Raw genomic sequence first — 13122 nt, forward strand, 5'->3', positions numbered from 1 at the left:
CATCCGGTGTGCTCGTCTAATCTGACTAAGCTTGGGAATCGAGCTCGGTTGTCGACACGGTTTTGTACAGTCAGGAGAGTTTATGCGCTCAGCCATGGGGGCTTTGCTGTTGTTGGGTACCAGTTGCTTTGCCGAGGAAGCACCCTTGCGTTTTGCCGTTACCGACGGCTGGGCGATGCCCATGGTGCAGATCGAACGAGGTCGCCCGACCCAGGGCATCCTTCCCGATGTAATGACCAGCCTGGCGACCCAGATGGGACTGCCGGCGCAATTCCATGTCCTGTCCCGCGCCCGGCTGGACGGCGCCATGAAACACGGCGAGATCGACGTACGCTGCTATGTCAGCCCCGACTGGGTAAAGGACAGTGGCGATTACCTGTGGAGCATCCCGTTGTTTTTCCAGCGCGACCTGCTCGTCGCCACGGCAAGCACACCTGCGGCAGTAACACCGGCAACGCTGGCGCACCAGGCCATAGGTACGGTGCTCAGCTATACCTACCCCACCTTGCAACCCTTGTTCAACAGCGGCCAACTGCACCGAGACGATGCTCGCAGCCAGGAGCAAGTGCTGGCGAAACTGCTCGCAGGCCGCTATAGCTATGCGGTCAGCAACCAATGGGCACTGGACTGGTTCAATCAACGCCACACTGCGGATCGACAACTCCATGCAGTGGCAGTGCTTCAGGAACAGCAGTTGAGCTGTTATGTGCGCAACGATCCGAACATTCCAGCACAACGCATCCTGAGGACCTTGCTGAACATGAAAACGTCAGGGGAGATCGACGCGATCATCCAGCTTTACACTGGCCGCAGTGACGCATCCCAGGCCAGGAGCGAGGCACCCTCCCCCTGATCGCCCGGCCGCTGCTGCCATTGCAACGGCGGGATGAACCCCTGCACCCAGCCGGGTATCTGTTCGGGCGGCATGGGCCGGGCGATGAAATAACCTTGTGCCACCTCACAGCCCAGGCGCAGCAGCAGTTGGCCGTGCTCCAGGCTGTCCAACCCCTCGGCGACCACCTCGCGGCCAAACGCCCGGGCCAGGCCGATCACCGCTTCGGTCAGTGCCAGGTCGTCGCGATCATGGAGAATGTCGCGGACAAAGGCCTTGTCGATCTTGATGGTTTGCGTGCGCAGGTGCTTGAGGTCGTTGAGCGAGCAGTAGCCCGTGCCGAAACCACCCAGCGAAAACCCCACGCCCAAGGCCTGGCAGGCCTGGAGGCAGGCGCTGACGTGGGCAAGGTTTTCCACCGCGACGGATTCGACAATCTGCAGATCCAACAGGCGTGGCGGTACCGCCGGATGCCTTTCCAACACCTGTCGCAGCCGCTCGACAAAATCCGCCCGCTGAAAATGCCGCGCCGAGATATTGATACTCACCGGCCAGCCCTGCCCCGCTTGCTGCCATTGCTGCAACTGGGTCAATACCTTTTCCATGACCCACTCGCCGATCTCGACGATCAGGTCGGTCTCTTCCACCAGCGGCAGGAACTCCCGAGGCGGCACCAGGCCACGTTGCGGATGCTTCCAGCGCAGCAGCGCCTCCAGGCCAACCACGGCGCCATGACGCATGTTGACCTTGGGCTGGAAATGCAGCCGCAACTCATTGCCGGCAAGCGCCTGGCGGACCCGCTCGACGGTCTGGTAAGTGGCTCGCACTTCCTTGTCCCGGGACACATCGAACAAATGGAAACGATTGCGCCCGCTTTGCTTGGCCACGTACATCGCCTGGTCGGCGTGGCGCAACAAGGTCTCGGCGTCTTCGTTGTCCCACGGAAACAATGTGACGCCAATGCTGGCGAAGACCTTGATGTCCTTGCCGTCAATGCCATACGGCATGGAAACAGCGATCAACACCCGGTTCAACGCGGCATGCAACTCATCCATCCCACGCACATGGCGCAGCACCAGCACGAACTCGTCCCCGCCCAGTCGCGCCACCACGTCCTCGCCACGCACAATGCTGCGCAGGCGCCTGGCGACCTCCACCAACAGCCGATCACCGCTGGCATGGCCATAACCGTCGTTGACGGCCTTGAAGCCATCGAGGTCGAGCATGCACACTGCCAGGGGCAAGTTTTCCGCACGGGAAAACTCCAGGGCCTGGTCCAGCAGATCGGAGAGATAAGTGCGGTTGGGCAGCCCGGTCAGCACATCGTGACCGACCCGCCATTGCAGCGAATGCAGCAGGCGACGCTTTTCGCTGACGTCGAAGCGAATCGCCAGGTAGCGTTCGATATGCCCTGTTTCGTCATCGATCACCGGCACCAGGGTGGTGTCGACCCAGTGCAGCGTACCGTCCTTGGCCCGGTTGCAGATTTCCCCTTTCCAGACCTGGCCCACGGCAATGGTGCGCCACATGTCGCTGAAGAACTCTTCAGGGTGCTGGCCGGAATTGAGCAGGCGATGGTTCACGCCCAGCAACTCATCGCGCCGGTAACCAAAAAGGCTGCAAAATTGATCGTTGACGTAGGTGATGCGCCCGCTCAGATCGGTTTCGGAAAAAATCGCGGCGGCGTCAACGGCTCTGCGGTACTTCTTATCCATCGAAGCAGTCATCCATGAGTCAGGCTCATTTGTCGCGCGCGGTTGCACCGCCTCCAAGACAGGCGAAAATCAACTAGGCTCAAACACTTTGAGAACAGCTGGAGCGCGGGCCCTGGTGGTGCCAAGGGAGGGCTTCAGCCCTTGCCTTGTATCGCGGCAAGAAACGCAAGGCCTGGTCTCTGTACACACCCCGGCTTCTGAAGCAGGTCACCAAATACCCGTGCCAAAGGCCGATTCTACGAAACACATCACACTTTGCAAAGTAAGGTGATGGATCACGCGGTTGCCTAATGCGAAAATCTATCGTTAAGTTCTTGATTCTAAATAGGAATTAAGCGATGCGAATTTCAAGCTTGGGTCCAGCCATCAGACGCTACCGCAAAGTAGCAGGGCTTACTCAGGCTGAACTTGGCGAAAAAACCGGTTTTGACCCCAAAACCATCAGCCGCTTCGAAACCGGCACCTACACCCCCAGCGTCGAAGCCTTGTTCCTGCTTGCCAATGTGCTGGACGTACAACTCAAAGCCTTTTTTGCCGACATGGGCGATGAGGAAGAACAGCGGGCGTATCTATTCGGTGTCATACACAAAGCCACCTCCAAGGACCTGGGAAAGCTGATCGCAGCGGTCGACCAGGCCTTGTCCAAGCCTTGATGCAGTAAAAGAAAAATCAGGTCTATCGATGCGAGACGGCTGGGATTCTCTTTGGCATTCGCCTGCCCTGTCCAACCAAAGCCTGAACAGCAGAAAACACCGATCGATATCGATCAGCAAAACGAAAAGTAATTTTGAATGTGGCAAACCTTGCGAACGAAGGCCTGGGCGTTATGGAGGCAACCCCACCAGCCACACCCCGGCACACAATGTTCCCGCTGTGGCTGCTGCCTTCCGGCTCTGACCAGGTTCACGGGTAATCGTTGCGGGGGGACCGATGGGGTCACCATAACGACGCCCGCCTGACGGCGAGCCGCGCCATTGTACCTATCTGGCAAGAAGTTACAACCGTTCGTGCCGGATTAAAAAACTGAAGGTGTTCAAGCACTTGCTATGGGAGCAAAGCGTGCTCGCGATGACATCGGCGCATCGAACATGGATGCAAACTGCCCCACCGCTTTCGCGAGCAAGCCCGCTCCCACAGGAGAACGGCGGTGAACACCGGACTGTGAACACTCCGAGAACCCGTGTGGGAGCGGGCTTGCTCGCGAAGGCGTCGGCACATCCAACATGGATGCCGACTGCTTTTACAGGAACCTACAACAGCACTTCATCCGCACGACCACCCTCTTCCTGAATCACCAGATGGATGAAATGCAGTTTGGTGATCACCGCAGCCGGTACGACGAACGGGTAGAAATCCGGCTGGCCCATGCTGCGGGACAGTTCGTTGAGCATGCCGGCCAGTTCGATCCAGGCGTTGACGAACGAGAGGAAGGCCGCACCGCCAGCGTGCTCGGAATCGTATAGGGTTTCGGGCGGAAACGGCTGGTAGTCGAAATCCATTTCCCGAGCGCTCATACCGAAGCCCAGGGCGGTGTCCACCGCATCCATCATGTGCAGGTAATGGGCCCAGGTTTCCGCCCAGTCTTCCCACGGGTGCATGGTGGCATAGGCGCTGACGTAGCGGGTTTGCCAGTCCAGCGGCGCGCCTTGCTGGTAGTGCCGCTCCAGGGCTTCGGTGTAGCTGGCGCGCTCATCACCGAACAGCTCGCGAAAGGCTTCGAGCCACTGGCTGTTGGCGATCAGCCGGTCCCAGTAATAGTGCCCCACCTCATGACGAAAATGCCCGAGCAAGGTGCGATACGGCTCGCGCATCTGCTGGCGCACGTATTCGCGATGGGCATCGTCCGCCTCCTTGATGTCGAGGGTCACCAATCCACTGGCGTGACCGGTGGTTGGCGGCGTGCCGTCGGGATCGACGCCGATGAAATCAAACGCCAAGCCGATGTTTTCATCGACAGTTTTCGGGATGACCGGCAAGCCGAAAGTAATCAGCTGCGCGACCAATCGACGCTTGGCGGTCTCGACCTTGCGCCAGCGTTCGGGATTTTCCGGAATCGACAGGTCAGGAATAGTACGGTTCAGGCTACAGGCGACGCACAGGGTGTCGTGCCCATTGGCCGGCAGCAGCCAATTGCAGGCCGCCGCGGTGTCGAGGTTGGCGCAACGGCGGAACAGCCCGGCCTGGGGATCGGCGTCCAGCGTCCAGGTCCCGGCTTGCTCGCCGGGTTGCAAGGACGTCAGGCGACTCTGCTCAGGTTGATAACCCAGCGCCGCCAGGCAGGCCAAGCACTGGCTATTGCGAAAAAACAACGACTGGCCACAGCGGCACGGCCAGACCTTGCTGTTACGTGACCGATCGCCCAGGAACGGCGCGGCGATGCGTGAGCTCAGTTGTTCGAAGAAGCGGTACATGGCGATCTCTCCCTGGAGCCTGCAAGACTAGATCACCTTACGTTCATGATCGTTCCAACGCGTTGCGTCATAGACCGTGGGGAGGGAGCTTGCTCCCTCCCCACAAAAGCCGAGCGCCCTCAGAGCGCGATGCCATGCCCAGTCAAGAAATCGACAAAGGCTTGTTCATCGAGCACCTTGAGCCCCAGCTCATTGGCCTTGGTCAGTTTCGAACCGGCGCCCGGCCCCGCCACCACGCAGTGGGTTTTCGCCGACACGGAACCGGCGACCTTCGCCCCCAGGCTCTCCAGCTTGTCCTTGGCGACGTCGCGGCTCATCAACTCCAGCGAACCGGTCAGCACCCAGGTGTGCCCTGCTTCGGGCAAGCCTTCGACGACTTTCTTCTCGCTTTGCCAATGCATACCGAAGTCGCGCAGCTGTTGCTCCGCTGCTTCGGCCTGCTGACGGTTGGCAGCAACGGCGAAGAACTCGCGCACGGCGTTGGCCTGTTTTTCCGGCAACGCCTGGCGCATGTCCAGCCAGTCGGCGTTCATCACCGCTTCGAGTGAGCCGAACTTGTCTGCCAGTTTCTGCGCCCCGCCCGGCCCGACCGAGGGGATGTTCAGCTTGTCGAGAAAGCCGCCCAGGGTCGTGCTGGCGGAGAACTCGGCGCCCAACTCGCCTTGGTCCTGGATCTCGAGACCGTGGCGCAGCAGGTCCTTGATCACCTGGCGGTTGTGTGGGTCCTCAGAGAAGCTGTGGATCTCGTGGGCCACTTCCAGGCCGACGTCAGGCAAGTAGGTGAGCACCTGGGGCAAAGCCGCCTGCACACGCTCCAGCGAACCAAGAGAGCGAGCCAGGACCTTGGCGGTTTCCTCACCCACGTCCGGGATACCGAGGGCGTAGATGAAACGCGCCAGGCTCGGCTTCTTGCTGTCGACAATGGCCGCCAGCAGGTTCTTGCTCGACAGTTCGGCGAAGCCTTCCAGGTCGACCACCTGCTCGAAGGTCAGGGCATACAGATCGGCGGGCGAACCCACCAGGCCCTCGTCCACCAGTTGCTCGACACTCTTCTCGCCCAGGCCCTCGATGTCCATGGCCCGACGCGAGACGAAGTGAATGATCGCCTGCTTGAGCTGCGCACCACAGGCCAGGCGACCGACGCAGCGGTACACCGCGCCTTCGCTGATGGTTTCACGGCCCTTGCTGCGCTTGATCAGTTGCGTGCGCTCGACATGGGAACCACACACCGGGCACTGCTGGGGGATCTCCACGGGGCGGGCATCGTCCGGGCGGCGCTCGGTGATCACTTGCACCACTTGCGGGATCACGTCGCCGGCACGGCGGATGATCACGGTGTCGCCGATCATCAGACCCAGGCGCGCCACTTCGTCCATGTTGTGCAAGGTGGCGTTGGCCACGGTCACGCCCGCGACCTTGACCGGCTTGAGCCGCGCCACAGGCGTGACAGCGCCAGTGCGGCCGACCTGGAACTCGACGTCGAGCAACTCGGTGAGTTCTTCAGAGGCCGGAAATTTATGAGCGATGGCCCAGCGTGGCTCCCGGGCGCGGAAACCGAGCTCGCGTTGGGAGGCGATGCTGTTGACCTTGAACACCACCCCGTCGATTTCATAAGGCAACGCGTTGCGCCGCTCGCCGATGTCGCGGTAGTAATCCAGGCATTCGTCAATGCCGTGGGCCAGCTTCAGTTCACGACTGATAGGCAAGCCCCAGGCCTTGAGCTGTTTGAGGTTGCCGATGTGGGTATCGGCAATGTCCGCGGTCACCTGACCGATACCGTAGCAGCAGAATTCCAGCGGGCGGTTGGCGGTGATCTTGGAATCCAGCTGGCGCAGGCTCCCCGCCGCCGCGTTGCGCGGGTTGGCGAAGGTCTTGCCACCCGCTTCCAGTTGCGTAGCGTTGAGGCGCTCGAAGCCAGCCTTGGACATGTACACCTCACCGCGCACTTCCAACACTGGCGGCCAGCCGCTGCCCTGCAACTTGAGGGGGATATTGCGCACGGTACGCACGTTGACGCTGATGTCCTCGCCCGTGGTGCCGTCACCGCGCGTGGCTCCGCGCACCAGCATGCCGTCCTGATACAACAGGCTGACCGCCAAGCCATCGAGCTTCGGCTCGCAGCTGTATTCCACCGCCGCGCCACCGCCCAGCAAATCGCCCATGGGCAGGTCGAGACCTTCCGTCACCCGGCGGTCGAATTCACGCATAGTGGTTTCGTCGAAGGCGTTGCCCAGGCTGAGCATCGGGATCTCGTGACGCACCTGGCTGAACGCCGACAGCGCCACGCTGCCGACCCGCTGGGTTGGAGAATCACTGGTTACCAGTTCCGGGTGTTGCTCTTCCAGGGCCTTGAGCTCGTGGAACAAGCGATCGTACTCGGCGTCCGGGATGCTCGGCTCGTCGAGGACGTGGTAGCGGTAGTTGTGCTGATCCAGCTCGGTGCGCAGCTTTTGGATGCGGGTTTCAACGGCGTTCATGGGTGTTCTCTCATAAAGCAAAAGAGCAGCCTGGGCTGCTCATTTTTTTCAAGACTTTTTGGGAGGGCTTCGCCCTCCAGCGGGAGCAAGCTCCCTCGCCACAAAAAGCCCCAGCCATAAAGACTCTGGCGACTTCAGCGCTTCTGGGTCAGTGCCCGGCGCTCGAATTCGACGATGCGCTGGCGGTAGTGCTCGATGGTCTGGGCGGTCAGCACGCTGCGCTGGTCATCCTTGAGTTCGCCATTGAGTTCCTGGGACAGCTTGCGCGCCGCGGCCACCATCACGTCGAAGGCCTGCTTGGGATGACGCGGGCCAGGCAGACCGAGGAAGAAACTCACCGCCGGCGTGCTGAAATGATCGATGTCGTCGAGGTCGAACACGCCAGGCTTGACGGCGTTGGCCATGGAGAACAGCACCTCGCCGTTGCCGGCCATGCTCTCGTGACGATGGAAAATATCCATCTCGCCGAAACGCAGGCCGCTTTCGAGGATGTTCTGCAGCAACGCCGGGCCCTTGAAGCCAGCCGGGTCGCGGCAGATCACGCTGATCACCAGCACTTCTTCAGCCTGGGCCTGGTCTTTGTCGGCGCCCGACGTTTTGTTCTCGTCCGGGAAATCGTTGTCGCGGCTGCTGAAGCTCGGCCCACCATCCAGGTCGAGGTTCAGGTTCAAATCACCCTGGGACGGCTCGCTGTTGCGCTTGCCGCGCTTGGAACCCGATTCCCGTGGTTCACGGGCAGATGCGCTCATCGACGGCAAGTCGTGTTCGTCCAGCTGCGGCTCCTTGTGGGTGTCCAGCACCCGCGGCGGGCCCAGCAGTTCGGCGCTGTCATCCTCATCGGGCAGGTTCGACAGGCTGCGATCCAGGCGAAACTTCAGTTTCCCCTTGCCGCCGCGCATGCGACGCCAGCCGTCGAAAAGAATACCGGCAATGACTATGATGCCGATGACGATCAGCCACTCGCGCAGACCGATTTCCATGTAATCCCGTGCCTCTATAAAAATGCTGAAAAATAAGGGGCTTAGCTATTTGCAAACCGCTTTAAAACGTGGTGCCAACTCTATGTTCTGAATGGCATTTTGCCCACGCATACGAAAAATTGACATTAAACTAGCACGACCAAAGATAACTTTACACCGTCTGTCGCACAGGCTTGTGCCCAATCTGTGATTTGAACAACAGGCCTAAGGGTAAAAAATACCTACAGCGTTCCAAGTAGAAGCCCTACAAGCCGTTGTTCAGGCATCCACCATGGCCATGGCCTCCTCCACATCCACCGCCACCAGCCGCGAACAGCCCGGCTCATGCATGGTCACGCCCATCAACTGATCGGCCATTTCCATGGCGATCTTGTTGTGGGTGATGTAGATGAACTGCACCGTTTCAGACATCTCCTTCACCAGCCGTGCGTAACGGCCTACGTTGGCGTCGTCCAGTGGTGCATCGACTTCGTCGAGCATGCAGAACGGCGCCGGGTTCAATTTGAAGATGGCAAAGACCAGGGCCAGCGCGGTCAGCGCCTTTTCGCCACCGGAGAGCAAATGGATGGTGCTGTTCTTCTTGCCAGGAGGACGCGCCATGATTGTCACCCCTGTATCGAGTAAATCTTCGCCCGTCAGTTCCAAGTAAGCGCTGCCGCCACCGAAAACTTTTGGGAAAAGTGCCTGCAAACCGCCGTTGATCTGATCAAAGGTATCCTTGAAGCGGTTGCGGGTTTCCTTGTCGATCTTGCGGATGACGTTTTCCAGGGTCTCCAGCGCTTCCACCAGATCGTCGTTCTGGGCGTCCAGGTAACGCTTGCGCTCGGACTGCTGCTGGTACTCGTCGATGGCCGCCAGGTTGATTGCCCCCAGGCGCTGGATACGCTGGGCAATGCGTTCCAGTTCCTCCTCGGCGTCCTTCTCGTTCGCCCCGGCCACCAGGGTGGCGAGCACGCCATCGAGGTCGTAGCCGTCTTCCAGCAATTGGTCCTGCAAGGCTTTGCGCCGCACCGTCAGGGCCTGCCACTCCATGCGCTGCTGTTCCATCTGGCCGCGGATCAGTTGCGATTGCTGCTCGGCCTGGCTGCGGCGCTTCTCGGCATCGCGCAGTTCGCGGTCGGCGTCCTCCAGGGCGATCTGCGCCGTCTTGAGCTCCTCGTCGACGCTCATACGCTTGTCGAGCAATTCTTCGAGCTTGAGGCGCAGCTCTTCCAGCGGCGCTTCGCCCTCCTCCAGATTGAGGCACAACTGCTCGCGTTTTTCGGTCAGGCGCTCGGACTGCATTTCCAGCCGTTCCAAGGCCTGGCGCGTGGAATCGTGCTGAGCCTTGAGCGAACCCAGGCGCACCGCCAATTGATGGGCATGGTCCTTGTGCTGGCGTGCTTCCTGACGCACCCGGTCCAGGCGCTCGCGCAGACTGTCACGCTGGGCCAGCAGCAGTTCGCGCTGCTCGGTGTCCAGCGCCATGGCATCGAGGGCGTCTTGCAGCTGCAAGCGCGCCTCGCCGATCTGTTCGTGCTCCAGCGCCCGCTGCTCGCCCAGCTCGGCGATTTCTTCTTCCAGGCGGGTGCGGCGCAGCGCCAGTTGTTCAACCTTGGCCTTGCCGGCGGACAACTGCGCCTTGAGTTCGCCTTGCTGGCGCGCTTCATCCTGCAACAGCCGCCGCAGGTGTTCGCGGCCGTTTTCCTGTTGACGCTGTTGCGCCCGCAGGTTTTGCAATTCGGTTTCCAGGGCTTCGACGCTGGCCTCGCGCTCTTCGCGCTCGGCGCCCAAGCGCTGGATTTCCTGGCCTCGGGCAAGCATGCCGCTCTCGGCTTCGCTGGCCCGGCGCACCCGCAGGAAATGCCGGCCGACCCAATACCCGTCTCGACTGATCAGGCTTTCGCCGATCGCCAATTGCCCACGCAGGGCCAAGGCCTGTTCAAGGCTGTCCACCGGTTTGACCTGCCCCAGCCAGGGCGACAGGTCGACCTGGGCCTCGACCTTGTCCAGCAAGCTGCCGGGGATTCGTACGCCGTCGCCAGCCGGGCTGAGCAGGCGCAGATCGCCCTGGGTGAAACCCGACAGGTCGAAGCCGCCGAAGTCATCCACCAGTACTGCTTGCAGGTCGGCACCCAGCACGGTTTCCACCGCCAGCTCCCAACCGGCATCGACCTTCAGGCCCTCGGCCAGTCGCGGACGCTCGGCCAGATGCTGGTCGCGCAGCCATTCGGCGGTGCCGGTGCCGGGATCCAACGCGGCTTGCTGCAAGGCTTCCAGCGAGGCCAGGCGCCCATTGAGCCGCTGCAATTCGCCCTGGCCCTGCTGCTGGTTCTGCAAGGCCAGTTGCAAAGCCTGGCGCAGTTGCTCAAGCCGTTCGACCTGGGCGTCTTCGCTGGCCTGCAAGTCTTCGAGGGTGGCTTCGCTGGCCGCCAATTGCTCGCTCAGGTCCAGAATCGCCGCGTCTTCCGGATCCGCCGCGAGCAAGGTGCGCTCTTCGGACAGACGGCGCTGACGTTCGGCCAGTCGCTCCATGCTGGTTTCCAACTGCTGGATGCGCGACTGCTGGACTTCTGCCTGGCGCCGCGGCTCGGCCGAGGTCAGGTTGAAACTGTCCCACTGCTCTTGCCAGCCGTGCATGGTCAGCTCGGCTTCTTCCAGGGCCGCGGCGGCCTCTTCGGCGGCGGCACTGGTGATTTCCTGCTCTGGCGTGAGCCTGTCCAGTTCTTCGCCAAGGGTCAGCAGCAACGTGCGGTCGTGGCCCAGGTGCGACTCGGTTTCCAGGCGCGCCCGCTCAGCTTCCTTCAAGTCATCCTGCAACTGCCGCAGCCGTTGCTGACCATGCTGGATGCTCTGCTCGACCCGGGCGATGTCGCCCCCCACGGAATAGAAGCGCCCCTGCACCAGATTGAAGCGCTCGGACAGGTCATGGTGCCCATCACGCAGGCGTTCGATAGCAGCGTCGGCGTTGCGTTGCTCGGCCACCAGGGCTTCGAAGCTGACTTCCTGGTTACCGATGATCGCCTCACGCTGGCCGACCTGCTCGTTCAACGCCTGCCAACGCAGGGCCGAAAGCTGGGCCTTGAGCTGGCGCTCCTCGCCCTTGTATTCCTGGTACTTCTTCGCGGCCTCGGCCTGACGGTGCAAACGCTCGAGTTGGCGTTCGAGTTCTTCGCGCAGGTCGGTCAGGCGCGCGAGGTTCTCGTGGGTGCGACGAATGCGGTTTTCGGTCTCGCGCCGCCGTTCCTTGTATTTGGAAATACCGGCGGCTTCTTCGATGAAATTACGCAGGTCTTCGGGCTTGGCCTCGATCAGCTTGGAGATCATGCCCTGCTCGATGATCGAGTAGCTGCGCGGGCCCAGGCCGGTGCCGAGGAAGATATCGGTGATGTCGCGACGCCGGCACTTGGTGCCGTTGAGGAAATAGCTGTTCTGGCTGTCGCGGGTCACTTTGCGACGAATGGAGATTTCCGCATAGGCCGCGTATTCACCCACCAGGGTGCCGTCGGAGTTATCGAACACCAGCTCGATACTGGCCTGGCTCACCGGCTTGCGACTGGTGGAGCCGTTGAAGATGACGTCGGTCATCGACTCGCCGCGCAAGTTCTTGGCCGAACTTTCGCCCATCACCCAGCGCACGGCGTCGATGATGTTCGACTTGCCGCAACCATTGGGCCCGACCACCGCCGCCATGTTACTGGGGAAGTTCACCGTGGTCGGGTCGACGAAGGATTTGAACCCCGCCAGCTTGATGCACTTGAGCCGCACGTTCAGGCCTTCGTCAGTGCAGAGACCACCAGATCGCAACTGCGCTGGGCGTAGGCCGTGAGCACGATGCGGATCTGCGGCAAATCACGGGCCAGCACGGCGGCGAGCAGGCGCTGGAACAGGTCGAGGAACTCGCTCATTTCCGCCTTGCGCTGGTCCAGGGCCAGGAAATAGGCACGGCTCATGGCCGGTTGCAGATTCTCGACGGTTTCCTGCAAGTACGGGTTGTCGGCAAAGGGATAGGCAGCGCGCATCACACTGAAGCTTTCATCGACGAAGGTGCGGATGTCCTGGCGCGCGTAGGCCTCGTTTAGACGCTGCTGGATCGCCACGAACGGCGCCATGTCGGCCTGCTCTTTCCAGCCATGGGCCACGGCGTTGCCCAACAGGATGTACAGCTCGCTCATCAGCGTGCAGAGGCTGCGCACCTTGTGTTCGGTGAGTTCGGTGACGTGGGCGCCACGGCGCGGCAGGATCGCGATCAAATGGCGTCGTTCCAGGATCAGCAAGGCCTCGCGGACCGAACCGCGGCTGACGTTGAGCGCCAGCGTGACCTTCTGCTCCTGGATGCGCTCTCCCGGTTTCATTTCGCCGCGAATGATGCGTTCGGCGAGGTGATGGGCGATTTGCTCGGCGAGGCTGTCCGGGGCCTTGAACGTCATGGTTGTCCTTCAAACTCTTCGATTTGCACAAGCGGCGCAGTGTAGCGCACTCGATACGTCATGGCGCAGGGCCTGTACCGGGTTTTTGGCACGATTCAAGCAAAAAAGTTTGAGCTTTCCTGCTGAAACAGAACCTGTGGAAGAACCTGTGGGAGCGAGCTTGCTCGCGATAGCGGTCTGTCATCTTGCATCCATACTGAATATACCGCCGTCATCGCGAGCAAGCTCGGCTCCCACAGGGTTCTACAGTGTCCATCGATCGTTGTTCATCGACCAAATAGCTTTTCTTGACCTTTAA

General features: G+C 61.1%; 8 protein-coding genes and 1 other RNA gene. 2 read left to right on the top strand and 7 right to left on the bottom strand.

The features are described from left to right. Nucleotides 1-82 precede the first annotated feature (82 nt). The gene (locus tag CFII68_RS11630; RefSeq protein WP_033062699.1) at nt 83-853 is read left to right on the top strand and encodes an ABC transporter substrate-binding protein; all 771 of its coding nucleotides are present in this window, start codon (nt 83-85) and stop codon (nt 851-853) included. Here CFII68_RS11630 and CFII68_RS11625 read toward each other — a convergent pair. Then, nucleotides 799-2547, bottom strand: a complete 1749-nt coding sequence (locus CFII68_RS11625) for a bifunctional diguanylate cyclase/phosphodiesterase (RefSeq protein ID WP_018608636.1) — start codon at nt 2545-2547, stop codon at nt 799-801. The genes CFII68_RS11630 and CFII68_RS11625 overlap by 55 nt on opposite strands. A 338-nt stretch (nt 2548-2885) precedes the next feature. Between CFII68_RS11625 and CFII68_RS11620 the strand changes: the two genes are divergently transcribed. Further along, nucleotides 2886-3200: a helix-turn-helix domain-containing protein gene (locus CFII68_RS11620; RefSeq protein WP_018608638.1), complete on the top strand. Its 315-nt coding sequence runs from the start codon at nt 2886-2888 to the stop codon at nt 3198-3200. A 183-nt stretch (nt 3201-3383) separates the two neighbouring features. Here CFII68_RS11620 and ffs read toward each other — a convergent pair. The 6 genes from ffs to CFII68_RS11595 all read right to left on the bottom strand — a co-directional run bounded on the left by ffs (nt 3384) and on the right by CFII68_RS11595 (nt 12824). Then, nucleotides 3384-3480, bottom strand: an RNA gene (ffs, locus tag CFII68_RS26880) — signal recognition particle sRNA small type. 317 nt (nt 3481-3797) lie between these two features. Further along, nucleotides 3798-4958, bottom strand: coding sequence for a putative zinc-binding metallopeptidase (locus tag CFII68_RS11615; RefSeq protein ID WP_018608640.1), 1161 nt, complete (start codon nt 4956-4958; stop codon nt 3798-3800). Nucleotides 4959-5077: 119 nt separating this feature from the next. Further along, on the bottom strand, nt 5078-7435 hold the full coding sequence (gene ligA, locus CFII68_RS11610; RefSeq protein WP_018608642.1) for an NAD-dependent DNA ligase LigA: 2358 nt from the start codon (nt 7433-7435) through the stop codon (nt 5078-5080). Between the two features lie 134 nt (nt 7436-7569). Next, nucleotides 7570-8415: a cell division protein ZipA gene (gene zipA, locus CFII68_RS11605; RefSeq protein ID WP_018608644.1), complete on the bottom strand. Its 846-nt coding sequence runs from the start codon at nt 8413-8415 to the stop codon at nt 7570-7572. A gap of 258 nt (nt 8416-8673) precedes the next feature. Continuing rightward, complete coding sequence (gene smc, locus CFII68_RS11600; RefSeq protein WP_018608646.1) at nt 8674-12162, bottom strand: chromosome segregation protein SMC; 3489 nt, start codon at nt 12160-12162, stop codon at nt 8674-8676. Between the two features lie 2 nt (nt 12163-12164). Next, nucleotides 12165-12824, bottom strand: coding sequence for a GntR family transcriptional regulator (locus CFII68_RS11595; protein WP_018608647.1), 660 nt, complete (start codon nt 12822-12824; stop codon nt 12165-12167). Nucleotides 12825-13122 lie beyond the last annotated feature (298 nt).

Origin of the sequence: Pseudomonas sp. CFII68 (assembly GCF_000416195.1) — a bacterium.
GTDB classification, from domain to species: domain Bacteria; phylum Pseudomonadota; class Gammaproteobacteria; order Pseudomonadales; family Pseudomonadaceae; genus Aquipseudomonas; species Aquipseudomonas kilonensis.